Here is a 25,579-nt window from a genome sequence, read left to right as displayed (position 1 = left end):
TCAGAATGCAAAACAGCTGCAGCCGAGCGCGCCCCAGAAGGCGTTATCTTCGGATACCGGCAGGTTGGCGCCGCGAGCCACGTCATGTGAGTGGCTGTGCACGCCGCACGGACCGCTGCACTGGTGAGGCATCTGCTGCAGACCAACGCGGGTGTTCGCAGAAGGGGGGGCGCTGCGGTAGTGGCCCGGCACCTTCACCACCGGCGACCATTCTGGCAGCACAGGAATTGACGGCGGCGCTTCAGAGGTGAAAGAACCTGCAGCGTAGACGATGTTCCCGTCCACCAGGGTCAGCACCGATTCAATACCCTTAATTTCTTCTTCCGGCACGCTGAAGTAATCCTTGCTCAGGACCACGACGTCCGCCAGCTGACCGGCTTTAATCTGTCCTTTCTTACCCTGTTCGCTGGAGAACCAGGCGCTGCCTTGTGTCCACAGCATCAGCGCCGTATCGCGATCCAGACGGGCGTTGACGTCATACATCTGCATCCCGCCCACCGTGCGGCCGGACACCAGCCAGTAGAGCGCGGTCCACGGGTTGTAGCTGGCCACGCGGGTGGCGTCAGTACCCAGCCCGACCGGCACGCCGGTCTCCAGCATGCGGGCCACCGGCGGCGTGTGGCGGGTTGCTTCGATGCCGTAGCGCTCGGCGAAGTATTCGCCCTGGAAGGCCATACGGTGCTGGACCGCGATACCGCCGCCTAACTCCTTGATGCGATCGATATTGCGCTGGGTAACGGTTTCAGCGTGATCGAAGAACCAGTGCAGGCCGTTAAACGGAATGTCGCGGTTAACCTTTTCAAACACGTCGAGCATACGGCTGATTGATTCGTCGTAGGTGGCGTGCAGGCGGAACGGCCAACGGTGTTCAACCAGGTGGCGGACTACGCGCTCAAGTTCATCTTCCATGCCTGGCGCCAGATCGGGACGCGGTTCCAGGAAGTCTTCGAAATCGGCCGCCGAGAAGACCAGCATTTCCCCCGCGCCGTTGTGGCGGAAGTAGTCGGTGCCCTGGCCCGGAGTGAGCAGATCGGTCCATTTTTCAAAATCTTCCAGCTCGTGCCCCGGACGCTGGGTGAACAGGTTGTAGGCGATACGGATCGTCAACTGCTTCTTCTCATGCAGCTCGGCAATCACCTGATAATCTTCCGGGTAGTTCTGGAAGCCGCCGCCGGCATCAATGGCGCTGGTGATGCCCAGACGGTTTAACTCGCGCATGAACTGGCGGGTAGAGTTCACCTGCTGCTCCAGCGGCAGTTTCGGTCCTTTCGCCAGCGTGGCGTAGAGGATCATGGCGTTGGGACGGGCGATCAGCATGCCGGTCGGGTTGCCGTTGCCGTCGCGCTGGATCTCACCGCCCGGCGGGTTAGGCGTATCTTTGGTATAGCCCACCACTTTCAGTGCGGCACGGTTAAGCAGCGCGCGGTCATACAGGTGCAGTACGAACACCGGCGTGTCCGGCGCCGCTTCGTTGATCTCATCCAGCGTGGGCATACGCCGCTCGGCAAACTGGAATTCGTTCCAGCCGCCCACCACGCGCACCCACTGTGGCGAAGGGGTGCGCAGCGCCTGATTTTTCAGCATGCGTAGCGCATCCGCGACGGAGGGAACGCCTTCCCAGCGCAGCTCCAGGTTGTAGTTCAGACCGCCACGGATTAAGTGCAGGTGTGAGTCATTCAGGCCCGGTACGGCGGTATGGCCCTTAAGATCGAGGACTTTGGTTCCCTCACAATGGTACTGCATAACTTCCGCCAGGCTGCCCACGGCCTGAAATTTACCGTCGCGAATGGCCACGGCATCGGCCACCGGATTTTCGCGATCGACAGTGTGAAATCGTCCATTAGTGAGTATGACGTCGGCTTTACCAAGGGTAACCATATGATCTCCAGAATTGAATGGTCTGATGCGCTCATTACGACCGCAGCCAGTGAAATGCTCTGCTGTAAAAGCAGGATAGTGGGATGACGGGATTATGATCAGGAGGTCGGTAGCAGGTCTAGTTATACAAAAGGATAGGTATACCTTCGTATAGTTATACCTATAGATAATAGTTTGAAAAATAAAAGGCTCCTACACTGCGCAGCAACAGTGACCCACCCCTACGGATAGCAGCGAGCAGGAATGCGCTACCCGCTAACGGCGGCTGCTGCAAATTGATGCCATTAATTTTTTTTACTGAACTTAGCCCCTCTAACCTCAATGGGAAATGACATGACCAATCGCAAGCTTGAAGTACTCACGCCGCAGAACTGCCAGATTATCTTTATCGATCAGCAGCCACAGATGGCGTTTGGTGTGCAGTCAATCGATCGCCAGGTGCTGAAAAATAACGTCGTGGCGCTGGCTAAAGCGGCCAAAGTCTTCAATATTCCGACCGTACTGACTACCGTTGAGACCGAAAGTTTTTCCGGTAATACCTTCCCGGAGCTGCTGGACGTGTTCCCGGGCCAGGACATCCTTGAGCGTACCTCAATGAACTCATGGGATGACCAGAAAGTCCGCGACGCACTGGCGGCGAACGGCAAGAAGAAAATTGTTGTTTCTGGCCTGTGGACTGAAGTGTGCAACAACACGTTCGCACTGTGCGCGATGCTGGAAGGTGATTACGAAATTTACATGGTGGCTGATGCCTCTGGCGGCACTACCAAAGAAGCGCACGACTATGCGATGCAGCGCATGATTCAGGCTGGCGTTATTCCTGTCACCTGGCAGCAGGTTATGCTGGAGTGGCAGCGTGACTGGGCCCACAAAGAGACGTACAACGCGGTGATGGACATTGCGAAAGAGCACTCAGGTGCTTACGGTATCGGCGTTGATTACGCCTACACCATGGTACACAAGGCGCCTTCACGTCAGAAGAGCGAACACCGTACCCTGGCTCCGGTTCCGGCACCGGTGCGTTAAACCGTTCAGCGGGCTGGCTCTTTGCGGAGCCGGCCCGCTTTTTCAGATAAAGGAGGGCCTGTGAGTCCTTTATTACTCTCTCTGGCGGCCGGCACGCTGATCGGCATCATCTATGCGCTGCTCAGGGTTCAGTCTCCGGCTCCGCCAGCGGTGGCACTGATCGGACTGCTGGGAATGGTTATCGGCAGCACCCTGGGAGGGAAACTGCTTCACACTTCCTCATCAGCCAGGGTTACCATCAGTGAACAACACCCGGTCACCGCTGACCACCGGCCGCAGTCGTTATCATTACTGGCTAAGCAGGCGGGATAAACATGTTGAAAACCTATTCTGTTTCACTGATCGTTGGCGTACTGGCGGGCCTGATCTATGCCATCATTGACGTAAATTCTCCGGCCCCGCCAATCGTTGCGCTGGTAGGGCTGCTGGGCATGCAGACTGGCGAGCACATTATCCCGCTAGCCAGGCGACTGATTCAGCGTCAGCCGGTCAATCTGCACTGGTTTCGCCATCAGTATCACCATAAAATCGGGGATAATCCCTCGTCCTCAGAGGACAAATCCTCCCAGGGAAGCGCCCGATCCGGGCCTGAGTATTAACTAAGGAAAACTGCATGCAGCTGTCGCAGCGCATTATCGTCGTCGATGATGAACGTTCTGTCCGCAGTGGTCTGACCAACCTGCTTCAGTCAGAAGGTTTTCTGACAGAGGCGTTTGATTCGGCAGAATCTCTTCTTTCTGATGAAGCAGCGATGGCGAATGCCGCGCTTTTTATCATTGATGTGCAGCTGAAAGGCATGAATGGTTTTGAGCTTTTCATCAATCTCACCCGGCGGCTGAAAAATCCGCCGGGTATTATCATTTCCGGCAATGGAGATGAAAGCATGCACAGGTACGCTATCGCGCTAGGCGCGATAGCGTTTTTACCTAAGCCGATTGAGATTGACACCCTGTTTGAACACATCCTCCAGGCGTTTTCCTGTCAGGCTGCGCGTCAGTGAGCCACTCTACGCGGCCGTCTGTCGAAACAGAACATGATGAAATCCTGTTATCAGAGGACACTACCTTTAGCCGGCTGGTGCAGGATGACACGATTGACTGGTTTCTGTGTCGCCATGCCATTAGCGGTGAATCCTTTATTCTTGCCACCGCAGGCAATGATGAACTGCTCTCCCAGATCACCCAGCGGCTGAAAAACGAATATGCGCTTCGCGGCAGGTTATCGGAGAGCTGGGCGCTAAAACCGCGGCAACACACCCATTATCAAGGGCGATATGCGCTGATCTACCCGCCGTTTAACTATCGCACGCTGGCAGATATTTTGTGCATGCCCCCCGGAGATATCACTGATTTTCTCACACGTGCCGCAACGCTTTGCGGCACGCTGAGCATGATGCATCAGCAGGGGCTGGTACACGGTGATATCAAGCCTGCCAACTTTTTTTATACGGACGATCGCACGGTGCTGCTGGGCGGCTTCGGGCTGTCATCTGTTAATGACGATTTACTGCAGAAGCCACCGTTGCAGGTCGCCGGCGGTACGCTGGCCTATATGTCTCCGGAGCATACCTCTCGCTCAGCGCATCCGGTCAGCCGCGTTAGCGATCTCTACAGTCTGGGTATTGTGCTGTACGAGTTACTGACCGGCAGGTTGCCCTACGGCAATATTGACGGCGGACACGCAGAGTGGGTGCATCACCATATTGCCTCTGAGGCGCTGCCGCCGCATACGTTGCGCAAAGAGATTCCGGTGGTTCTCTCGGCCATTATCCTGAAACTGCTGGCCAAATCTCCGGAAAACCGCTATCAGACGGCCGAGGCGGTGCTGGCCGATCTGCGGCAATGCGCGTCCACGTTGATGCCGGACGGGCTGATTGAGCCTTTTACGCCGGGGCTGCAGGATCCCCCCAACAGCCATTTTTCACTGGATACGCTCTGTACGGACCATCCACAGGCAACGGAGATACTGGCGGCTTTTGATGAGGTAAGCCGCAGCGGCAAGCACAGTCTGGTGGTGATCGGTGGCGCTCAGGGATCGGGCAAGTCATCACTTATCGCATCGTCACTCAGACGACTGCGTAATAAAAAAGCGCTGCTCACCGTAGTGAAGGCGGATAAGCATTCGCCGGTGATGCCGTATACGGTGTTTACCGCCGCCTTCAAAGTGCTGGCACTCCACGTGCTCGGCCTTCCCCATGCAGAAATGACGCAGTGGAAGGCGCACATAACCCGCCTGCTGGGCGAACACGCCGGGCTGGCGGTGAATCTGGTCCCGGAGTTGGGCATCCTGCTGAATAAAAAAGTGGCTGTGCTGACTCATGTGCACACGCTTGATGCAAAAAAACGGCTGATGCTGGTTGCCAGTAACCTGGTCAGGGCGTTCACCGCGCCCGGGCGGCCTCTGGTTATTTTTATCGATGATATGCACTGGACCGATCAGGCCACGCTTCACCTGCTGCAGAATCTGCTCAGCTCCAGTGAAGACATCCCGCTGCTGCTGGTCATGGCACATCGCGATAGTGTCTCATTACCTTGCCCTACCATCATCGGCAATCTGCAGCGTCTTCGCGCCTGTGCCATGCGCATTACCGATATCACGCCGGCCCCGCTTTCTGAGACGCATATTGCCGGCTGGCTGGCCGGGATATTTCACACCACCCCTTCGGCCACCCTGGAACTTGCGCAGGTTATTCATGAGAAAACCGCCGGCAATCCGCTTGCAACCCATGAATTTTTCCGTCAGGCCCTGCGTGATGAACTGATTAGCCACACCGCGCCGCGCCGCTGGGCCTGCGATCTGCAGGCGCTTAAAAACAGCCATTTTACGGCCAACGTTGCCGCCAGTGTTTTACTGCATCTCTCATTAATACCGGTGCCGACGCGTCAGCTACTGGGCAAGCTGGCGTTAGCGGGAAACGCGGGCCAGCTCGAGGTGATTAGCACCATTACCACCCTGCCCGTGGCTGACATTGAGCGGATGCTGTTACCCGCCGTGAAGGCAAGACTGATCGCGTTAAGCGATCAGGGTTACGCTTTTATGCATGAGAGCATGCATGAGGCGGCACTCGACCTGTTAACAGATAAAGAGAAAGATGCTTTTCATTACGCCGCCGCGCTTATTTACAGGCGTAAATTCAGCCTCGATGTGACCAATGTGCTGCTTTTCAGCGCCGCGCATCATCTGGTTGCCATTAAAGATCGTTCATTGCTGGCTCAGGATATTGAGGGATGCTGCCAGCTGATACTGAAAGCGACCCGGCGTGCAAAAACCACCGGTGACTACGTTTCAGCGCTGAGCTACCTGAAAATGGCCCGTTCTCTTCTCCACGACGTGGGAAAGAGCGATACCGGGGAGTTCCTTCTTGAAGAGGCCGAGTGCGAATTTCTTAACGGCAATCTTGCTGCCGCACTGACGTTAAGTACCCGGCTTCACTTTTCATCCGGCGAGATGACAACCAAAGCGGAGGCTGCCTGTCTGATCGCTGAAATCCACATGCGGCAGTCGGACAGTGAACGTGCGCTGGAAACCGCGCTAGAGTGGCTTGCGGTGTTTGGTGTGCAACTGAACCGTCATCCTGGCCCGGAAGAGTGCGATGCAGCAAGGCTGGTTTTGAAGGAGGATGTGGGTAAAAATCCGTATACCCGGTTCCGTTCACTTCCGCTGGTGGAATGTAAAAATACCGTAGCCATCATGAATCTGATGGCCAGCGCCAGCACGTTCGCCGCCTTTACCAATCCACGACTGCAATTCATGCTGCTGTGCAGGCTGCTGCACCTGACCATGGCCCGTGGACTGAGTGGCGCATCCACGCTCGCGCTCTCATGGTACGGGGTGGTCTGTGGCGATCGGTATGATGAGTACAGCCGTGGTTTTGCCAGCACCCTGCTGGCGCGTGAACTGGTTTACAAGCATGACTTTGTGAGCTTTAAAGCGCGTACGCTGCTACCGCTTGACCAGGTCAGCGTGTGGACAATGCCGCTAACCTACGCGATTGAGCGGGCCAGGGCTGCCTTTGACGTTGGGGTTGAAACCGGCGACCGGACCTCTGCCTGCCTGGCGCTGCGGCATATCATTATGAATATGCTGGCCCGGGGAGACCATCTCGACGGGGTACACACGTCAGTCTCGCGGGCATTGCTGTTTGTGCAAAAGGCGCAGTATCGCGACGTTGAAGTTATTCTCGGCATGCAGCTGGACTTCGTCCTGTTCCTGCGTAAGCCACGGGGCCATACGTTCAGCGGCGATAATTTCCTGACGCCGGTGCTGGAGGTGGTGAAACCCGAAAACGCCGTTGAGCCGATACTCCTGATGCGGTTCTGGTCGCGACTGTACAAAGCGATGGCCCACTTCTTTGCACATGAATATGAAGTGGCAGAGCAGTTGTTTAAAGACGCGTTACCCTTTGTCGAACACATCCCCGGGCATGTACATATGCTCGATTATCACCTCTACAGCGCGTTGTCCCTGACCATTCCCTTAGAAACCGGGGCCATGACCGAGGATTTGCGGCAGCGGCTCGGGCACCATTTCGACAGGATTGTGACCTGGTCAAATGAGAACACGAAAACGTTTTCAGATAAGGAAGCCCTGCTTCGCGCGGAGCTGCTGCGTCTTGAAGGGGAAACGACCGGGGCATCAGAGCAGTTTGAAAAAGCCATTGCGTTGTCACGTGAAGGGCAGTTTCATCATATCAACGGACTGGCCTGCGAGCTGGCCGCAGGTCTGGCCTACGCCAGGGGCATGTCGTTCGCCGGTGATGCTTACATCAGGGGGGCAATAGCCGCATGGGACCGTTGGGGGGCAGGGGCCAAAGTTAAGCAGCTGGAAACACGGTATCCGGCACTCGCCTGCCACGCCTCTCAGACTGCGCTCAGCACCCTGTCCTTTGAACCCAGCGCCGCGATCGGCGACCTGCAGAGCATGGTAACCGTGATGCGCGCCCTGACCGAAGAGATCAACCTGGATCGGCTGATACACATCCTGATGATCATGCTGGTGGAACGCGCCGGTGCCCAGCACTGCATGTTAATCAGGCTGACCGACGATAATATTCCTGAAATCCAGGCAAGAGCCACCACCACCGTTGACGGCATAAAGGTCAGAATTGTCCGCGAATTACCGGTCGCGACCGATCTGCCGTTGTCGGTCCTCTCTGCGGTGATCCGCACCGGGCAGGAGATCCGCACCGGCAAACCTGAGGTGTTCAGCCCGTTCAGTCAGGATAATTATCTGGTCGCCTCGGGGGCAGCGGTGATGTGCGTGCCGATGTACCGGCAGGCTCAGATGGTTGGGGTACTTTACCTGGAAAATCGGCTGATGCCCGATATGTTTACCGCCGAACACTCGCGGATTGTTTCCATGCTGGGCGCACAGGCGGCGGTCTCACTGGAGACGGCCCGACTGTATGCCGAACTGGTCGAGGAGAACAATCAGCGCCGTAAAATCGAAAAGAAACTGCTGTCCAGCCAGACGTCGCTGATGCTGGGGGAAAAAATCAGTCATACCGGCTCCTGGCACTGGCATGTGGAACCCGACGTGCAATACATCTCTGATGAATATAAACGGATTATGGGCCTTCCGGATGAACAGACCACCACCTCGATGGCTGAATTCCAGCGTCGTGTTCACCCGGATGATATTCTTTGCCTGCGGGAGTTAATTGAAACCAGCGTGATGAAGGGGACCGTCATGCAGGCTGAGTTCCGTATTATCCGCGATAATGGCGAATGTCGTTATATTAAGGGCATTGGTGAGCCAAATGATAACTGGCCAGAGGTGGCTGAATACTTTGGCACGCTGACGGATATCACGGCACAGCGTGAATCAGAGAACGCTGTCAGGATCGCTCAGGTGGAGCTGGCTCGCGTGGCGCGTGCATCGACCGTTGGCCAGCTTACCTCTTCAATCGCCCATGAAATTAACCAGCCGCTGATGTCTATCGTGGCTAATGCCGGTGCCAGCCAGCGCTGGCTGAAACGCGATCCCGCTAATCTGGAGAATGCCTGCAACAGCCTTGATGAGATCATCAGTGAAGGCCGACGCGCCGGCAATATCATCCGCGGGCTTGAGGCGCTTACCCGTAAACAGGTCGTTGAGTTTGCTTCGGCAAGAATGCACCTGATCACGCGGGATATATTAAGCCTGTCCCGTCTGGAGCTGGAACGCAAACTCATCTCGCTGGAGCTGGATCTGTCGGCGGGAAATGACGCTATTTTTTGTGAAAACGTCCAGATACAGCAGGTTTTGCTTAACCTGGTCATTAATGCCATTGAAGCGATGGCGGAAAACGCCGGCGTACGACATTTACGTATCGCTTCATCGCATCCGGTCCGGGATGTGATTCGTATCGACGTGGCTGATAACGGTAGCGGGCTGCCCGGAGAGATGCCGGAAAAGATTTTCGAGTCGTTTTACACCACCAAAGCGGAAGGTATGGGCATGGGGCTGACCATCAGCAAAGAGATCATCAAACGTCATGGTGGCGTTCTGCACGCCGAGAACCGCCCTGAGGGAGGAAGTTTGTTCTGGTTCACCCTCCCGGTTGAGGGAAAAATGGAGTGAGAGGAGCTCCCGCACGGGGTGGCGGGAGCATTCACTGACGGTGGAAGGGGGCTCAGTAAATTCCACTACCGGCGGCCGCATCATCATCAGGCAGCCCTAGCTTTTCCGCTATTCTGACCAGCTCGGGCGCTGAGCGGACACCCATTTTTTCCATTACCCGGCGCTTATGCACTTTCGCGGTGATTTCACTGATCCCCATTTCGGCGGCTATCTGCTTATTGAGCAATCCCCGGATAACCAGCAGCATAAGTTCCTTCTCGCGCGGCGTAAGTGAACCGTAGCGCGTTTTCACCCGACGTTTTTCCTCAGAAAGGGCGACGCTTTTTTCAGAAAGTTTTAGCGCATCCGCGACGACATTCAGTAAATCATCGGGCATCACGGGTTTGGTTAAGAATTCAAATGCCCCCGCCTTCATCGCCCTGACCGTGATCGGGATGGTGCCAAAGCCGGTCAGAAAAATGGTGGGTATGGAGTAACCGCGTTCGGTCAGGTGATGGCTGACGTCAAAACCGTCTGACCCCGGCATGTTGAGGTCTACGATCAGGCAGCAGGGTGTACTGTAATCCGTCTGGCTAAGGAATTCGGCTGGCGAGGTGAAGCTTGAAACGGCATAACCTGCGGAACTGAGGAGGTTATCCAGTGAGTTGATGACAGACTGATCGTCGTCAACGATATAAATTTTTTTATCCATAGAGACGCTTTCTGACTCTCAACGCTTTCTTCATGAACGTCAATATAACCCGATGCGATGAGCTTTAAAATATAAACTTCACCGGTCTGTTCGTTATCACGCCTCGGCGAGCTGCATCAGGCACAGGAAAATATGCAATGATCTCTTTGTATACTATCCCTTTGTATAACATACACGTCGATTAAACTGAGCCATAATGGCCGTATAAGAGAAACCTGTCAGCCTCACCCGAACCTGTTGATGCGCACGCCTGCTGACCAGCGTAGTCCTGTTGAGATTGAAATGAAAACGCATTTAGCCGGAAGAGAAGATGAAATCAGCACGAAATAAAATCACTGATGCTGTGATTGAGGGTATTCTTCCCTGGATTGATAAAAATCTTTCTGATGAGTCGATAAGAGTCAGAACGGTAACAGAACGCAGCGGTTACGGCCACTGGCACTTTCAGCGGTTGTTTCGTCAGGGAACCGGTATTAATCTTGCTGCTTATATCCGGCTCAGACGTATTGCAAGAGCTGCACATCTGATTGCTTTTACGAATAAAGGGATGCTTGAAATCGCCGTTGAGAATGGCTTCTCATGTCAGCAAAATTTCACCCGCACCTTCAAGTCCTATTTTTCCATCACGCCGACTCAGTTTCGCAGGAAATATGCAAATCGCGCAGAAGCATTCAGGATATTAACCGAAGAACTTTACAATCATCACGAGCTCGCCTCCTCTGTAAAACTGAGCTCGGCCGTAAACTTGACGTTTACGCCGCGACAGCAGTAAAAGGGCGTTAATGCCGTCATCTGAAGATGAGCAGCCAGGGGACATCTTCTTCAGCGTCATCAGCAAAACAGGCGCTGATTTGGCTGCCTTTTAAGACAATTGATGACTCAATGGCTTGTTATCTTAGCATGAGCCATTTTTCTTTCCCTGAAGAGTCCTTAATTTATGCATGATATCGTCATTGTTGAGCCGGCATTTTTCACCCAGTTTCACTGTGTGGGCAGCGCCTGTCCCGATCATTGCTGTAAAGGCTGGGATATCGAGCTTGATAAGCCGACGGTGAACCGCTACCTGCAGAGTGATGAGATTGAAATACGTCATATAGCGCAGGAAAATGTCATCACGACGGAAATAAATGAGGGCAGCTGGGGGAAGATTAAATTACAAAGCAACGGAAACTGCTCTTTCCTCGATGAAGACCGCCTGTGTAAAGTCCATAAGTCTCTGGGCGAAAAAGCGCTGAGCGGCACCTGCGCGATCTATCCGCGGCTGTATGGCAGCTTTAAATATGAGATCCGCAGTAACCTGACCCTGTCCTGTCCGGAAGCCGCCAGGCTGCTGTTAACCACACCGGGGGCGATGCTCTTCGGCGAAAGGGTCAGGCAAAGCCCCGAGCCGCTGGATGCACCGGATATCAGCCAGGAGGACCGGCTGATCGGTCTGATGTGTACGCATATTATGGTCGGTTGCGGGTCAGACATCGAAGAGGGGTTTTACGGCATCACCATGCTGCTGCTTTATCGCGATAAGCTAGCCGGGGACGCTGACCTGCAGGAAAAAATGCTGCGTTTTTTCGAGGATATCCAGACGGCGCTGCAAAACGGCACGGTAAAAAAAGAAATGGCCGAGCTGCACCCCGATCATCAGCTGCAGTCCGCGCTGCTGTTACGTTTGCAAAGCTATCTGAGCACCAAAAATGAAGGGCGCGGCGGACAACGTTTACAGCGCTATTATCAGAACCTGACTGATTTAACCCAGGGTGTTACGCAATCCACCGAGGTGACGACGCCAGCACGGCAGCTGAATACTATCTGGCGGGAGAAGGCGCTGCCGTGGCTACAGGCTCGCCCCCATCTGCTCAGTAATTATATTCAGTATCGACTCTATGAGGATCGCTTCCCGTCGAAAAAGGGCAGGGAACCCTTAACCCATCTTCTGCTGCTGATGTCGGAATGGCTCCTGTTAAAATGGCTGATTGCCGCTTCCGTTGAACTTAACCCCGAATTCAGCGAAGAGGAGGTGATTAATATCGTTTACAGCTATCACAGCATCACTAAGCATGACAAATACGCTGATGATAAACTGCTGGCAGAGATCGAACAGATCGACTTCACCGATAAATTTTCACTGATCTATCTGCTGACTGGCGGATAAGCAAAAGCCGGCCAGGTTTTCTGGTTCAGCAGCGCCGACGAAGCGGGTCTGTACGGTGATACGGCCCGTCAGATCGACTCCTCCAGAAACTGAATAAAGGCTCTGACCTTTGAATTCAGCGCCGACCGCTCGTTAACGCAGGCATAAATATCCATCGGTAACGACGCCATATCAATCCCGTCGGTTGGGTCCGATTGCAGCAACGGGACCAGCAGACCCTGCTCAATCAGCGGCCGGGCAACAAAGCTCGCCAGTCGCGCAACGCCGCCGCCGTTCACGGCTATTCTGGCGATGATATCAATATCATCGCTGATAAATGCCGGGTTGAGCCTGGCGCTGACCGGCTGGCCGTTGACCATAAAGGTCCAGGGCAGAAAACGGCCGTCGGTCGGATAGCGGAATACCAGGCAGGCGTGGCGGCTCAGCTCATCGGGATGCTGTGGGATGCCCGCGTGCGCCAGATACGCCGGGGCCGCGCAGAAGATAAAGGGTAATGAGACAATTTTTCGCGCAATCAGCTGGTCGCTGAGCTGTGCCTCAATACGAATGCTGACGTCGACGCCCTCCAGCCGGTGGTCGACGTTGCGATCGGTGCTAATCAGTTCGGTAACAATACCTGGGTAAGCCGTTTTAAAGGCCGGCATCAGCGGCGCGAGAACGTGACGGCCGAACGCGGCCGTGGTGGCGATGCACAGCGGGCCCTGCGGTTTGCTTTCCAGCGCAGCAGCCTCAGAGGCGAGATCGATATCATGGGGAATGTGGCGGACTTTCTCGAAATAACGCTGACCACTTTCGGTTAAGGTCATGCTGCGGGTGGTGCGTGACAGCAGGCGTACGCCCAGATGTGCCTCAAGACGGGAGAGGCTCTGGCTGACCGCCGCCGGGCTCATCCCCTTGGCACGCGCCGCCGCGGCGATGCTGCCGTTCTCCACTACGCGAATAAAGGTGCCAATCAGCCCTAACAGATCCATCGCCGCCTCAACGTCATATTCGATAGTTTTGCTTAATAATGATTAAAGCTTCGCCCGGCTACCGCCGCCCTGAACGGCCTGATAATTTAGCGGCTGTTTTATTCACCGCCGTTTATTATTAATCGTTAACAGGATGACACCATGACCGACGCCGTCGCAAAAAATCCCGCCCGCATCCGCCTGCCAAAGCACGCCTCACCCTATATCTTTGCGCTGTATATGGCAACGATCATGGCGTTTCTGATGAGCCTGGTGATCACCTGGGCTGAGTTCGGCCTGGGCACGGATTACATGACAAATGTGATGAATGCCTATCAGATTGCCATGCCTGCGGCCTTTGTTTGCATCCTGGTGGTGCGCCCGGTGGTGATCCGGCTGGTGGGGCTGACCGTGCACGGCCATTAAGCCCCGTAGCCCATCACCTGCAGCAGATGCTGCGCCTGCTGCACCGCGTCCTGGCGATGGGCCACCCCCAGCTTCTGATACAGGTTACGGATATGCGTCTTGATGGTGGTCGAGGCCACGTCCAGTTCCCCGGCGATCTGGTCGTTGCTGTAGCCGGAGTAGATCAGCCCCAGCACCTGCCATTCGCGCTGGGTGAGCGGGCTGGTGCGGATCAGCTCCGGCACCTGCGGGTGGGTTAACAGCTTATTGACGAACCCTTCGTCGAAGTGCGCGAACTTATGGCGATGATGCTGGTTAATTTCGCGCAGGATCTGCTGCGCCCGCCGCTGCTCAAGGTCGGGCAGCAGGTTAAGCTGGAGCAGCTGACGCAGCTGCTGGGCCATCATCTCCCCCTCAATCACAAAGTGGCTGATAAACCCGGTGCGGTTCGCCAGCCCCAGCGCTTCGATCAGCGCCTGCTGCGCCTGCGCTTTACGGCCGGTGTGCCAGTAAAGCAGGTTGCTCAGCAGCAGGTTACGGTTCAGGTCACTGGTCAGGCGCAGCTGGCGGGCGTTGTGGTTAAGCTCATCCAGCACCGCTTCGGCTTCGGCGAACTTCTCCAGCAAAATCTGCACGCGGGCGATATTGCGCCACTGCCCCTGCTGGAAGTGGTTATCGGCCATATCGGGCTTACGCGCCTGCTGCAGCCACTGTCCGGCGGCCGCCTTATCGCCGGTCATCTGCCAGTAGATCACCCGCGGCTTGTCGGTGTTGGTCAGCCAGTCGATATGATACTGCCCGGTTTTCAGCAGCGCTTCACAGCGCTGTAAATGATGGTGGGCATTGTCCAGCTGGCCGCGCGCCAGCGAACATTTCGCCAGCATCGCCAGGCACTGCAGCTGCTGCTGTGGCTGAAAGTTGGTCAGCACCTCCAGCCCCTGGCGCGCGGCGTCTTCGGCGTCGTCCAGCCGCGACCATGACCACAGCAGCTGCGAGCGCAGGCGCAGTAAAAATTCGTGCATCGGCAGCTGCTCCAGGTGCTGCTCGCGCACCAGTTCGAAGGCGCGCTCCTGCATCTCAAAGGCGGCCTGCAAAAAGCCCTGGGCGATCAGGATCTCGCTCTGCTGGATCAGCGCCCACAGCGCGTAGTGGTAGGCCTCGTGGCGGCGGGCGATCTGCTCGGTCTGCTGCATCAGCGGCAGCGCGCGGGCGAGGTCCCCTTTGCAGTGCTGGATTTCGCCGGTCACCGAGGTGGCGACAATGCGGCTGTAAAAACTCTCAAAGGAGAGAAAACGCAGCGCCTCGGCGGCCAGCTGCTCCGCTTCGTCCTGGCGCCCGTCGTTGATGGCGACCTGGGCGCGCAGCGCGTTGAACTCGGCGTTCAGGTCCTGATCCATTACCCGGTCCTGTTTTTGCATCTCGCATTCCGCCTGGGCCAGCAGCGTGTTGACCTCGGCGTAGCGGTGCTGGCTCTGGGCCAGCCACGCCTGCAGCAGCACCAGCTTCGGGTTGCGGATCAGGCAGTCGTACGGCAGCGCGGCCAGGCACTCTTCCAGCAGCGCCAGCTCGCTATGATTGAACAGCGACCAGGCGTGCTGCAGCATAATATCGCGCAGCATCGCGATATCATCCGCGGCGAGGGCGTGGTGGATCGCCTCCGCCGGGAATCCCTGCGCCAGCCAGCCTTCTGCGGCGGCGCGGTGGATGGCGGGCAGCTCCGCCGTCAGCTCCCACTGGCAGCGCTGGCGCAGGAAGGTGGCAAACAGCGGATGGAAGTTAAACCACTCGCCGGTGTCATCCATACGGTGAATAAACAGGCCCTGGCGCTCTAGCTCCTCCAGCCGCTGCTGGCCGTTGCTGTCGCCGGTCAGGCGCACGATCAGGGCATCATTCATCGAGCGCAGCAGCGAGCAGCGCAGCAGAAAATCCCGCGTCGGCGCATCAATGCGGTCCAGCACTTCCTCCACCAGATAGTCGGACAGGTGGCTGGCGTTCAGCCCCGCCAGCTTACGCGCCGACTGCCGGGTGGACTGGCGTGACGGCGTACTGGACTGGCGGGCAGAGAGGGCAATCAGCTGCAGGGCGGTAGCCCAGCCGGCAACCTCATCGCACAGGCGGCTGCTGTCGGCCGGATCGATCGGGTCGTTCAGGCGGTTGTCGAAAAACTGCTGCGTTTCCGGGTGGGTGAACGCCAGCTGCGCGGCGTTCAGCTCCAGCAGCTGCTCGCGCACGCGCAGGTTGGCGATGCCCAGCGGCGGCAGGGTGCGGGACAGCACTACCAGCGACAGGTTCTCCGGCTGATGCCGCAGGAAGAAGCGCATCCCGGCGTGGATCGCCTCACTGGTAATCAGATGATAATCATCAATCACCAGCAGCAGCGGGCGGTGCCAGTCCGACAGCTCGACAAACAGCTGGGCGAACAGCGCCGGCAGGCTGGCATACTGATGTTTCTGGCTGAGCGCCTCACTTTTGCCGCAGTGGCCGCCGCAGGCCTGCTGAATGGCGGCGATCAGATAACTGGCGAAACGCTCGGGCAGGTTGTCGCTTTCATCAAGAGAATACCAGCCAAGATCGCTCTTACCCGCTGCCCAGTGGGCCACCAGGGTGGTCTTGCCATAGCCCGCCGGGCCGGCCACCAGGGTCAGGCGATAGTTCGGTGCCGCCGAGAGCCTGGCCAACAGTCGGTCACGAACCACGGTATTTTGCTGCCGCACCGGGCGGCTCAGTTTTGATGGGATCAGCATTTTTTTCGATTCTGTTGAAGGTGATCAGGAGGCGTAATCTTTATTTCGCAGCGCGTAATTAATCACTTTTTCTAAAGTCCTCCTTTGAAACCCTGAATGCAACAATGTTGAGGAGTTACATGTCGTTAACTTGCTCTGCATCACATTTTTTAAGGCTGATTTTACCCCCCATCCTCCTCACCGGCCGCCTCCTCCGGCTACGCCCCGTTTCTCCTCCCTGCCTGATTGCCGGCGGGAGGATGCCGCCCCGCGCTGAAGGCGGCAGCATAGCGCGTAATAACACTCCATTTTCCTACAGATCCGCGAATAAAGAGGCATGTGATGCAGGTGACTTTTGATAAAACGCAGTTTACCGCCGCGCTAAAACGCCGGTGGCAGGGCTTTGGTTTACGCCGGGCAGAGCAGATGACGCCGCACCAGTGGTGGCAGGCGACCAGCGCGGCGCTGTCAGAGCAGCTGAACGCGCTGCCTGAACCCGCGGCAACGCAGCAGCCGCAGCGTCATGTGAACTATATTTCGATGGAGTTTCTGATCGGCCGCCTGACCGCCAACAACCTGATTAACCTCGGCTGGTATGATGAGGTCAGCCAGGCGCTGCAGGAGCAGGGCGTGGTGCTGGCCGACGTGCTGGAGCAGGAGACCGATCCGGCGCTGGGCAACGGCGGGCTGGGGCGTCTGGCGGCCTGCTTCCTTGATTCAATGGCCACCGTCGGCCAGTCCGCCACCGGCTACGGCTTAAACTATCAGTACGGCCTGTTCCGCCAGTCGTTTCAGCAGGGGCAGCAGCAGGAAGCGCCGGACAACTGGCAGCGCGAAAGCTATCCGTGGTTCAGCCACAACAGCGCGCTGGCGGTGGACGTCGCCTTCGGCGGCAGGCTGGTGAAAGATGCGCAGGGCGCCGAGCGCTGGCAGCCCGCTTATGCGCTGCGCGGCGAGGCCTGGGATCTGCCGGTGGTCGGCTATCAGAACGGCGTCACCCAGCCGCTGCGCCTGTGGCAGGCCAGCGACGTGCAGCCGTTCGACCTGACGCTGTTTAACGACGGCGCGTTCCTGAAGGCGGAACAGCAGGGCATCGACGCCGCGAAGCTGACCAAGGTGCTCTACCCGAATGACCACCACGACGCCGGTAAACGCCTGCGCCTGATGCAGCAGTATTTCCAGTGCGCCTGTTCGGTCGCCGACATTCTGCGCCGCCATCATCTCCTCGGGCGCAGGATTGAGGATCTGCCGGCGTATGAGGTGATCCAGCTGAACGATACCCATCCGACCATTGCCATCCCGGAGCTGCTGCGCATCCTGCTTGACGAGCACCGGCTGGCGTGGGACGCGGCCTGGGATATCGTCCAGAGAACCTTTGCCTACACCAACCACACGCTGATGCCGGAAGCGCTGGAGTGCTGGGATGAGAAGCTGGTGCGCAGCCTGCTGCCGCGCCACTTCTCGCTGATTAAAGCCATCAACGCCCGCTTTAAAAAAGTGGTGGAACAACGCTGGCCGGGCGACAAAGCGGTGTGGGAGAAACTGTCGGTGCATCAGCACCGCCAGGTGCGCATGGCCAACCTGTGCGTGGTCAGCGGCTTTGCCGTTAACGGCGTGGCGGCGCTGCACTCCGAGCTGGTGGTCAACGACCTGTTCCCGGAGTATCACCAGCTGTGGCCGACGAAATTCCACAACGTCACCAACGGCATCACCCCGCGCCGCTGGTTAAAGCAGTGCAACCCGGCGCTCTCTGCGCTGATCGATACGCAGCTGAACACCGGGTGGGTGACCGATCTCGATGCGTTGCAGGGGCTGGAAAAATCGCTGGACGATGCGACGTTCCGCCAGCGTTACCAGCAGATCAAGCGTGACAACAAAATCGCGCTGGCCGCTTACGTTAAGCAGGTCACCGGACTGACGCTGAACCCGGAGGCGATCTTCGACGTGCAGATCAAACGCCTGCACGAGTACAAACGTCAGCACCTTAACCTGCTGCACATTCTGTCGCTCTACCGCCAGCTGCGCGATAACCCGGAGATGGACAGGGTGCCGCGCGTGTTCCTGTTTGCGGCTAAGGCGGCGCCGGGCTATTACCTGGCGAAAAACATCATCTACGCCATCAACCAGGTGGCGGAGAAGGTGAATAACGACCCGCTGGTGCGCGACCGCCTGAAAGTGGTGTTTATCCCGGACTACCGCGTATCGGTGGCCGAGCTGATGATCCCGGCGGCGGACGTCTCCGAGCAGATCTCCACCGCCGGTAAAGAGGCCTCCGGCACCGGCAATATGAAACTTGCGCTGAACGGCGCGCTGACCGTTGGCACCCTCGACGGGGCCAATGTGGAGATCGCCGAACAGGTGGGTGAAGAGAACATCTTTATTTTCGGCAACACCGTCGATGAGGTGAAAGCGCTGCAGGCGGGCGGGTACGACCCGTTACAGGTCCGTGAAAAAGATAAGCATCTGGACCGCATCCTGCAGGAGCTGGAAAACGGCTTCTTCAGCAACGGCGATAAACAGGCGTTCAGCCTGATGCTCGACAGCCTGCTCGGCGGCGGCGACCCGTATCTGGTGCTGGCTGACTTTGCCAGCTACTGCGCCGCGCAGCAGCAGGTCGATGCGCTGTACCGCGATCGCGATGCGTGGACGCGCAAAACCATTCTTAACACCGCCCGCGTCGGCATGTTCAGTTCGGATCGGTCGATCCGCGATTATCAGCAGCGCATCTGGCAGGCGAAACGCTAAGGAGTCCGCATGGAGAATATTACGCTGGAGCAGGCGGCGAGGGACGCGGGGATCGCCCCCGGGTTTATTAACGCCCACGGCCAGCAGCAGGCCACCGCGCCGGAAACCAAACGCGAGCTGCTGACGGCGATGGGCTGGCGGTCGGATCGTCGCCCGCTGGCCACGCCGGTGCCGGCGGTCAAAGTCTTTGTCGCCGGGCAACGCCTGGCGCTGCCGGTCGAGGGCGACGGGGAGTACCTGTGGACGCTGCAGCCGGAGAGCGGCGCCACGCAGCGTGGCCGCATCAGCGGCAGGATGACGCTGGTGCTGGCGGGGAAAATCCCGCCCGGTTACCACCAGCTGACGCTGACCCAGGCGGCGGAATCATGGACGTGCCGGGTGATTATCGCCCCGAAACGCTGCTATGAACCGGACGCGCTGCTGGCCGGCAAAAAGCTGTGGGGCGCCTGCGTGCAGCTCTATACGCTGCGCTCGGAGAGCAACTGGGGCATCGGTGATTTTGGCGATCTGACCCTGCTGCTGCGGCAGATTGCCGCACGCGGCGGGGATTTTGTCGGGCTGAACCCGATCCATGCGCTCTACCCGGCCAACCCGGCGGCGGCCAGCCCCTACAGCCCGTCGTCACGCCGCTGGCTGAACGTGATTTATATCGACGTCGGCGCGCTGGAGGATTTCCGCCAGAGTGAGGCGGCACAGCGCTGGTGGCAGCTGCCCGAGACCCGGCAGCGTCTGCAGGCCGTACGGGCCAGCGATGAGGTGGATTACGCCAGCGTAATGCCGCTGAAACTGGAGGGGCTGCGGCTGGCCTGGGCGCATTTCCTCATGCGTAAACCGCAGGATGCGCAGGTCAAGGCGCTGGCGAACTTTACCCGCCAGGGGGGCGAGTGCCTCCGGTTGCAGGCCGCCTTTGACGCGCTGCACGCGCACCTGGCGCTGCGCAGCGGCGCGACCGGCGGCTGGGCCGACTGGCCCGAAGAATGGCAGGACGCGCGCGGCCCGGCGGTGAGGGCCTTCTGCGAGCAGCACAGGCAGGAGGTGGAGTTTTATCTCTGGTTACAGTGGCTGGCGGAGACGCAGCTGGCGGACTGTTATCACACCAGCCAGCAGCTGGCGATGTCGCTGGGGCTGTACCGCGATCTGGCGGTAGGCGTGGTCCGCGACGGCGCGGAGACCTGGAGCGACGGCGAACTCTACTGCCTGAAAGCCTCGGTGGGCGCACCGCCGGATATCCTCGGCCCGCAGGGGCAGAACTGGGATCTGCCGCCGCTGGATCCGCAGGTGCTGGTACAGCGCGGCTATCAGCCGTTTATCGACCTGCTGCGCGCCAGTATGACCCGCTGCGGTGCGCTGCGCATCGATCACGTGATGGCGCTGCTGCGCCTGTGGTGGATCCCGGCGGGCGAGACGGCGGATAAGGGCGCATACGTACACTATCCGCTGGACGACCTGCTGGCGATCCTCGCGCTGGAGAGCCAGCGCCATCGCTGCATGGTGATTGGCGAAGACCTCGGGACGGTGCCGGTGGAGATCGTCAGCAGGCTGCGCGAAGGCGGCGTCTACTCCTACAAGGTGCTCTATTTCGAGCGCGACGAGGAGCATCACTTCCGCGCGCCGCAGTCCTATCCGGTGCAGGCGATGGCGACCGTCACCACCCACGATCTGCCGACGCTGCGCGGCTACTGGCAGGCGGACGATCTGACGCTGGGCAAAAAGCTCGGGCTGTACCGTGATGACAGCGTGCTGCAGGGGCTGTACCAGGACCGCGCGCGCGCGCGTCAGGGGCTGCTTGACGGGCTGCATCACTACGGCTGTATCCCCAAAAGAACCGGCAGCCACGCTGAACTGATGGCGATGACCCCGGTGATCAACCGCGGGCTGCAGCGCTATGTCGCCGACAGCGCCTGCGCGCTGCTGGGCCTGCAGCCGGAAGACTGGCTGGATATGGCCGCGCCGGTGAACGTTCCGGGCACCAGCGATGAGTATCCCAACTGGCGACGTAAGCTCAGCCACACGCTGGAGGAGATGTTCGCCGACCATCGGGTCAATAAGCTGATTAAGGACCTCGATAAGCGGCGGCGCGGCGTGTCGGTCAGCTGAGGGTAACGCAGTAAGAAAAGGGTTTCTCCCGCCGGGGGAAACCCTTTTTTTTCGTTATAAAACAGGCGAAAGCAGACTGCGGTATCGGAACAGAGGGCGGCCCCTGCGCCAGGCCAGCACGGCACGGCATGGCTGTTCAGCACCGGGAGCGGCATCCCGGTAATGACCGACCCGGCATAAAAAAGGGCGGCTTATTCAGCCACCCAGAGGACACAGGAAAAGTAGTACACCCGTTGCCGGGATAACGCGCAAAAAAGCGTGCGGTAAACTAGCCTTTTACCCCGCCGGCCGTCAGGCCACCGACCAGCCAGCGCTGGGCAATCAGGAACACCGCGGTGATCGGAATGGCGGAGAGGATCGCGGCGGCGGCGAAGTCACCCCACAGGTAGTTCTGCGGATTAAGGTACTGCTGCATCCCCACGGCCAGCGTATAGCTGTTGACGTCGCGCAGCAGCAGCGAGGCCACCGGCACCTCGGTGATCGCGGCGATAAACGACAGGATAAACACCACCGCCAGGATCGGCACCGACAGCGGCAGCAGCACCAGGCGGAACGCCTGCCACGGCGATGCGCCGTCCAGCGCCGCGGCTTCCTCCAGCGAACCGTCGATGGTTTCGAAATAGCCCTTGATGGTCCACACGTGCAGCGCAATGCCGCCCATATAGGCGAAAATTACCCCGCCGTGGGTGTTCAGCCCGAGGAACGGCACGTAAATACCCAGCCGGTCAAACAGGGCGTAGAGCGCCACCAGCGACAGCACCGCCGGAAACATCTGGAAGATCAGCATGCCCTTCAGCAGTGAACTTTTGCCACGGAATTTCATGCGGGCAAAGGCATAGGCGCAGGTGGTGGAGAGCGCCACGATGCCCACCGCCGTGATGCCGGCGATTTTGATCGAGTTCCACAGCCACAGCAGCACCGGGAACGGTGGCGGGGTCAGGCTGCCGTCGGCGCTGGTCACGCTGATGCCCAGCGCCAGCTTCCAGTGATCCCAAGAGACCTGATCCGGGATCAGGCTCCCGGTGGCAAAGTTGCCCGGCCGCAGTGAGATGGTGAACACCATCAGCAGCGGGAACAGGATCAGCGCCAGAAAGCACAGCAGTAACAGATGCGTTACCAGCAGCCTGGCTTTTTGCGACCTTGGTTTGACCATCGGCATGGGTGTTGCTCCTTAATCGAATTTCATACGTGAGGCTTTCAGATTGATGACAGCCAGCGCGCCGACCAGCAGGAAGATCAGCGTGGCGATCGCCGCGGCCAGACCGAAGTCCTGCCCGCCGCCGCCCTCAAAGGCGATACGGTAGGTGTAGCTGACCAGCAGGTCGGTATGCCCGGCCGGCGTGGTGGTGCCGATCATGTCCGGCCCGCCGTTGGTCAGCAGCTGGATCAGCACGAAGTTGTTAAAGTTAAACGCAAAGCTGGCGATCATCAGCGGCGTCAGCGGTTTAATCAGCAGCGGCAGCGTGATGCGGAAGAAGTTCTGCATCGGGGTCGCGCCGTCCATCGCCGAGGCTTCGTAGAGGTCATCCGGGATCGCCTTCAGCAGGCCCATGCACAGGATCATCATGTAGGGATACCCCAGCCAGGTATTGACGATGATAATCATGCATCTGGCGGTCCAGGGATCGCTGAACCACGCCGGTTTGATGCCAAACAGCGCGTTAAGCATCAGGTTGATCTCGCCGAAGCTCTGGTTAAACAGCCCCTTGAAAATCAGGATGGAGATAAACGCCGGTACGGCGTAGGGCAGGATCAGCAGGATGCGGTACACCGCCCTGCCTCTCAGCGCTTCCCACTGCACCACGCAGGCCAGCACCATGCCGACGGCGACGGTCAGCACCACGGTCAGCAACGCGAACACCACCGTCCAGACAAAGATCGACAGGAACGGCTGCTGAATGCCCTCATCGTGCAGCACGCGCAGGAAGTTGCCCCAGCCGATGCCGACGGTAAAGCCGGGGCTGAGTTTCTCCGCCTGCCACTCCCCGCCGGCGTCGATCGCCTGATAAAAGCCGCTGTGCATATTCGGCCGGTAGACCACCCCGGACTGCGCGTCGGTCAGCTGCTGGTTCTGCTGATTCAGGCGGTAGAGCGGCTGCGTGCCGGAGAACTGGCGCAGCGAACTCATCCGCAGCGTGGCGCCATCCGGCAGCCGGGCCATCAGCCTGCCGAGCGCCTGACGGTTCTGGGTTACCACCCGCAGCCCGGCCTTCTCGCCGGCGGGAAGCGCCTGCGGCGTCAGGGTTAGCGTCTGCACGGCGGCATCAAAGGCGAAGGGCGGTGAGACCAGCACCTCAGCGCTCTCCGCCGAGGTCAGCGCCAGCTGCCAGCGATCGCCGGCGGGATAGAGGGCAAAGTTTAGCGCTTTGCCCCCCTGGAATTCACGGCCCATCAGCACCGACTGCGCGCGCTCAAACGTCAGCTGATTGGTGCTGCTGTAGTTGGTAAAAGCGATGGCGATGGTGCAGACCAGCGGGAACAGCACAAACAGCGCCATTCCGGCCAGGCCGGGATAGACATAGCGCCACGCAAAGGCGCGGCGGTTGGCGTAAATCCAGAGGCCGCTGCTGGAGAGGATCAGGGCCAGAACGGCAAACAGGTATTCACCCTGCGCATACATCAGCACGATCAGATAACCGGTTAAGCAGGCGAGCAGGCCGATGGCCGGCCATTTCAGCACATGACTCAACGGCCGTTTTTTTTCAGCGGTCAGACCGGTTTGGGCTACTGGCATAGGGGCTTCCTTGTAGGCAGGGTGCGGAGCCCGCAGGCTCCGCACCCTCTGTTTCATGACTTCAACGGCATCAGCTGGTGAGGTGATTTATCTGGTAATGCGTGACTCAGCGTCCTGCAGCGCCTGCGATACGGTCTGACGGCCGTTCACCGCGTTGATAATAGCGCTGCGTTCGGCATACCAGAACGCGCTCATCTGCGGGATGTTCGGCATGATTTCACCGTTTTTCGAGTTGGCCATGGTGGCGGCGATGCGCGGATCCTTCTCCAGCGTTTGCTGGTACGATTTCAGCGCCACCGCCCCGAGCGGTTTGTCTTTGTTGACCGAGCCCAGACCCTCGTCGGTGATCAGGTAGGTTTCCAGGAACTCTTTGGCCAGCTCCTTGTTCGGGCTGGCGGCGTTAATGCCGGCGGTCAGCACGCCAACGAACGGCTTAGAGGGTTTGCCGTGGAAGGAGGGCAGCAGCGCCACGCCGTAGTTGATTTTGCTCTTATCGAGGTTTGACCACGCCCACGGCCCGTCGATGGTCATCGCGGTCTGGCCCTTGTTAAAGGCCGCTTCGGCGATCGAGTAGTCGGTGTCGGCGTTAATGTGTTTGTTCTTCACCAGATCGATAATGAACTGCAGGCCGGCGCGGGAGCCGTCGTTATTCACCCCGGTGTCTTTGATGTTGTATTTGCCGTTTTCATACCTCCAGGCATATCCGCCGTCGGCGGCGATGAGGGGCCAGGTGAAGTAGGGTTCCTGCAGGTTCCACATGATGGCGCTTTTGCCTTTGGCACGCAGCGAGGTGTCCAGCGCCGGGATCTCTTCCCAGGTTTTCGGCGCCTCTTTGATCAGGTCTTTGTTGTAAATCAGCGACAGCGCTTCCACCGCCACCGGGTAGCCGATCAGCTTGCCGTTAAAGGTGACGGCGTCCCAGGTGAACGGGAACAGTTTGTCTTTAAACGCCTGATCCGGGCTGATTTCCGCCAGCAGGCCGGACTCGGCGTAACCGCCGAAACGGTCGTGCGCCCAGAAAATAATGTCAGGGCCGCCGCCGGTGGCCGCCACCTGCGGATACTTCTCTTCCAGCTTGTCCGGGTGTTCAACCGTGACTTTGATGCCGGTCTCTTTTTCAAACCGCTTACCGACTTCCGCCAGGCCGTTATAGCCTTTGTCACCGTTGATCCAGACAACCAGCTTGCCTTCTTCAATTCTGGCAAAGGCGGAAGAGGACAACACCATCGATGCCAGCGCGGACACGGCCAGGGCATTTTTAACGATTTGTTTAATGGAAGGGGCCTTAATGCTGAGAGTCATAATCCAGTCCTTTTATTCTCTGTTAGGAGTCGGTAATGCTGATGTCACAGACGCAATGACAGGGTACCGCGCCAGTGTGGATTCAACCCGGCGCGGCTTCATCATCCCCCCCTCTACGCCCCCACCGCACAGAGTGTGATCCCACCGACACTCTCTGGCGTTATGTGGCTTACCGCGCAGCAATCCCCTTCATTTTTTGCAACCCCGATCACGAATTTGCCACCCGGCCGGAACTTTTTTCCGGCTGCCTGTCTCGCCGTTCCTCCCTGCGCCTCCGCCGTGAAAAACTTTGTTACGGATGATTACGCTTATCCGCTAATC

At 58.4% G+C, this 25,579-nt stretch carries 17 protein-coding genes; 10 read left to right on the top strand and 7 right to left on the bottom strand.

The annotated features are described in order from the left end of the window. A complete protein-coding gene (locus tag NV64_RS00240) occupies positions 1-1,878 on the bottom strand; it encodes an amidohydrolase (protein WP_056237257.1) in 1,878 nt (625 codons plus the stop codon). A 333-nt stretch (positions 1,879-2,211) separates the two neighbouring features. Here NV64_RS00240 and NV64_RS00235 point away from each other — a divergent pair, with 333 nt between their 5' ends. The 5 genes from NV64_RS00235 to NV64_RS00215 are packed head-to-tail and all read left to right on the top strand — an operon-like array spanning position 2,212 to position 9,465. After that, the gene (locus NV64_RS00235; protein ID WP_056237255.1) at positions 2,212-2,904 is read left to right on the top strand and encodes a hydrolase; all 693 of its coding nucleotides are present in this window, start codon (positions 2,212-2,214) and stop codon (positions 2,902-2,904) included. 60 nt (positions 2,905-2,964) lie between these two features. After that, a complete protein-coding gene (locus NV64_RS00230; protein ID WP_101505030.1) occupies positions 2,965-3,216 on the top strand; it encodes a DUF1427 family protein in 252 nt (83 codons plus the stop codon). A 2-nt stretch (positions 3,217-3,218) separates the two neighbouring features. Beyond that, positions 3,219-3,503: a DUF1427 family protein gene (locus tag NV64_RS00225; protein ID WP_101505029.1), complete on the top strand. Its 285-nt coding sequence runs from the start codon at positions 3,219-3,221 to the stop codon at positions 3,501-3,503. 14 nt (positions 3,504-3,517) lie between these two features. Continuing rightward, positions 3,518-3,904 carry a response regulator transcription factor gene (locus NV64_RS00220; RefSeq protein WP_101505028.1) on the top strand — a complete coding sequence of 129 codons (387 nt, stop codon included), beginning with the start codon at positions 3,518-3,520 and terminating at the stop codon, positions 3,902-3,904. Continuing rightward, complete coding sequence (locus NV64_RS00215) at positions 3,901-9,465, top strand: AAA family ATPase (RefSeq protein ID WP_101505027.1); 5,565 nt, start codon at positions 3,901-3,903, stop codon at positions 9,463-9,465. Before NV64_RS00220 ends, NV64_RS00215 begins: the two co-directional genes overlap by 4 nt. 52 nt (positions 9,466-9,517) lie before the next feature. Here NV64_RS00215 and NV64_RS00210 read toward each other — a convergent pair whose 3' ends face one another. Beyond that, entirely contained in the window at positions 9,518-10,156 is a 639-nt protein-coding gene (locus NV64_RS00210; RefSeq protein WP_101505026.1) for a response regulator transcription factor, read from the bottom strand. Between the two features lie 310 nt (positions 10,157-10,466). Here NV64_RS00210 and NV64_RS00205 point away from each other — a divergent pair, with 310 nt between their 5' ends. Then, positions 10,467-10,928, top strand: a complete 462-nt coding sequence (locus NV64_RS00205) for a helix-turn-helix domain-containing protein (RefSeq protein WP_101505025.1) — start codon at positions 10,467-10,469, stop codon at positions 10,926-10,928. A gap of 165 nt (positions 10,929-11,093) precedes the next feature. Next, positions 11,094-12,302, top strand: a complete 1,209-nt coding sequence (gene fliB / locus NV64_RS00200) for a flagellin lysine-N-methylase (protein ID WP_056237236.1) — start codon at positions 11,094-11,096, stop codon at positions 12,300-12,302. Positions 12,303-12,370: 68 nt separating this feature from the next. Here the strand turns inward: fliB and NV64_RS00195 are convergent, their stop codons facing one another. Then, the gene (locus NV64_RS00195; protein ID WP_056237235.1) at positions 12,371-13,273 is read right to left on the bottom strand and encodes a LysR family transcriptional regulator; all 903 of its coding nucleotides are present in this window, start codon (positions 13,271-13,273) and stop codon (positions 12,371-12,373) included. A gap of 141 nt (positions 13,274-13,414) precedes the next feature. Here NV64_RS00195 and NV64_RS00190 point away from each other — a divergent pair, with 141 nt between their 5' ends. Beyond that, complete coding sequence (locus NV64_RS00190) at positions 13,415-13,678, top strand: DUF2798 domain-containing protein (protein ID WP_056237230.1); 264 nt, start codon at positions 13,415-13,417, stop codon at positions 13,676-13,678. On the opposite strand, the gene malT is transcribed toward NV64_RS00190, so the two are convergent. Further along, the gene (malT, locus tag NV64_RS00185) at positions 13,675-16,401 is read right to left on the bottom strand and encodes an HTH-type transcriptional regulator MalT (protein WP_101505024.1); all 2,727 of its coding nucleotides are present in this window, start codon (positions 16,399-16,401) and stop codon (positions 13,675-13,677) included. The genes NV64_RS00190 and malT overlap by 4 nt on opposite strands. 321 nt (positions 16,402-16,722) lie before the next feature. On the opposite strand from malT, the gene malP reads away from it, so the two are divergent. Both malP and malQ read left to right on the top strand, forming a co-directional pair. After that, positions 16,723-19,125: a maltodextrin phosphorylase gene (malP, locus tag NV64_RS00180; protein ID WP_101505023.1), complete on the top strand. Its 2,403-nt coding sequence runs from the start codon at positions 16,723-16,725 to the stop codon at positions 19,123-19,125. A 9-nt stretch (positions 19,126-19,134) separates the two neighbouring features. Next, positions 19,135-21,222 carry a 4-alpha-glucanotransferase gene (gene malQ / locus NV64_RS00175; protein WP_101505022.1) on the top strand — a complete coding sequence of 696 codons (2,088 nt, stop codon included), beginning with the start codon at positions 19,135-19,137 and terminating at the stop codon, positions 21,220-21,222. 268 nt (positions 21,223-21,490) lie between these two features. On the opposite strand, the gene malG is transcribed toward malQ, so the two are convergent. The 3 genes from malG to malE all read right to left on the bottom strand — a co-directional run bounded on the left by malG (position 21,491) and on the right by malE (position 25,258). Further along, a complete protein-coding gene (malG, locus tag NV64_RS00170) occupies positions 21,491-22,381 on the bottom strand; it encodes a maltose ABC transporter permease MalG (protein WP_101505021.1) in 891 nt (296 codons plus the stop codon). Positions 22,382-22,393: 12 nt separating this feature from the next. After that, positions 22,394-23,956, bottom strand: a complete 1,563-nt coding sequence (gene malF / locus NV64_RS00165; RefSeq protein ID WP_101505020.1) for a maltose ABC transporter permease MalF — start codon at positions 23,954-23,956, stop codon at positions 22,394-22,396. A gap of 87 nt (positions 23,957-24,043) precedes the next feature. Continuing rightward, complete coding sequence (malE, locus tag NV64_RS00160; RefSeq protein WP_101505019.1) at positions 24,044-25,258, bottom strand: maltose/maltodextrin ABC transporter substrate-binding protein MalE; 1,215 nt, start codon at positions 25,256-25,258, stop codon at positions 24,044-24,046. Between the last annotated feature and the right edge of the window lie 321 nt (positions 25,259-25,579).

The organism is Erwinia sp. B116 (assembly GCF_002865965.1).
Taxonomy (GTDB): Bacteria; Pseudomonadota; Gammaproteobacteria; order Enterobacterales; family Enterobacteriaceae; genus Erwinia.
Note: the sequence above shows the minus strand (reverse complement) of the source record. Positions and strands in the feature narration are given on the sequence as shown.

Bases quoted from the DNA above. Each gene is read 5' to 3' on its own strand.
- NV64_RS00240 (WP_056237257.1), bottom strand. From the start codon at position 1,878: ATGGTTACCCTTGGTAAAGCCGACGTCATACTCACTAATGGACGATTT.
- NV64_RS00235 (WP_056237255.1), top strand. From the start codon at position 2,212: ATGACCAATCGCAAGCTTGAAGTACTCACGCCGCAGAACTGCCAGATT.
- NV64_RS00225 (WP_101505029.1), top strand. From the start codon at position 3,219: ATGTTGAAAACCTATTCTGTTTCACTGATCGTTGGCGTACTGGCGGGC.
- NV64_RS00220 (WP_101505028.1), top strand. From the start codon at position 3,518: ATGCAGCTGTCGCAGCGCATTATCGTCGTCGATGATGAACGTTCTGTC.
- NV64_RS00210 (WP_101505026.1), bottom strand. From the start codon at position 10,156: ATGGATAAAAAAATTTATATCGTTGACGACGATCAGTCTGTCATCAAC.
- NV64_RS00205 (WP_101505025.1), top strand. From the start codon at position 10,467: ATGAAATCAGCACGAAATAAAATCACTGATGCTGTGATTGAGGGTATT.
- fliB (WP_056237236.1), top strand. From the start codon at position 11,094: ATGCATGATATCGTCATTGTTGAGCCGGCATTTTTCACCCAGTTTCAC.
- NV64_RS00195 (WP_056237235.1), bottom strand. From the start codon at position 13,273: ATGGATCTGTTAGGGCTGATTGGCACCTTTATTCGCGTAGTGGAGAAC.
- NV64_RS00190 (WP_056237230.1), top strand. From the start codon at position 13,415: ATGACCGACGCCGTCGCAAAAAATCCCGCCCGCATCCGCCTGCCAAAG.
- malT (WP_101505024.1), bottom strand. From the start codon at position 16,401: ATGCTGATCCCATCAAAACTGAGCCGCCCGGTGCGGCAGCAAAATACC.
- malP (WP_101505023.1), top strand. From the start codon at position 16,723: ATGCAGGTGACTTTTGATAAAACGCAGTTTACCGCCGCGCTAAAACGC.
- malQ (WP_101505022.1), top strand. From the start codon at position 19,135: ATGGAGAATATTACGCTGGAGCAGGCGGCGAGGGACGCGGGGATCGCC.
- malG (WP_101505021.1), bottom strand. From the start codon at position 22,381: ATGCCGATGGTCAAACCAAGGTCGCAAAAAGCCAGGCTGCTGGTAACG.
- malF (WP_101505020.1), bottom strand. From the start codon at position 23,956: ATGCCAGTAGCCCAAACCGGTCTGACCGCTGAAAAAAAACGGCCGTTG.
- malE (WP_101505019.1), bottom strand. From the start codon at position 25,258: ATGACTCTCAGCATTAAGGCCCCTTCCATTAAACAAATCGTTAAAAAT.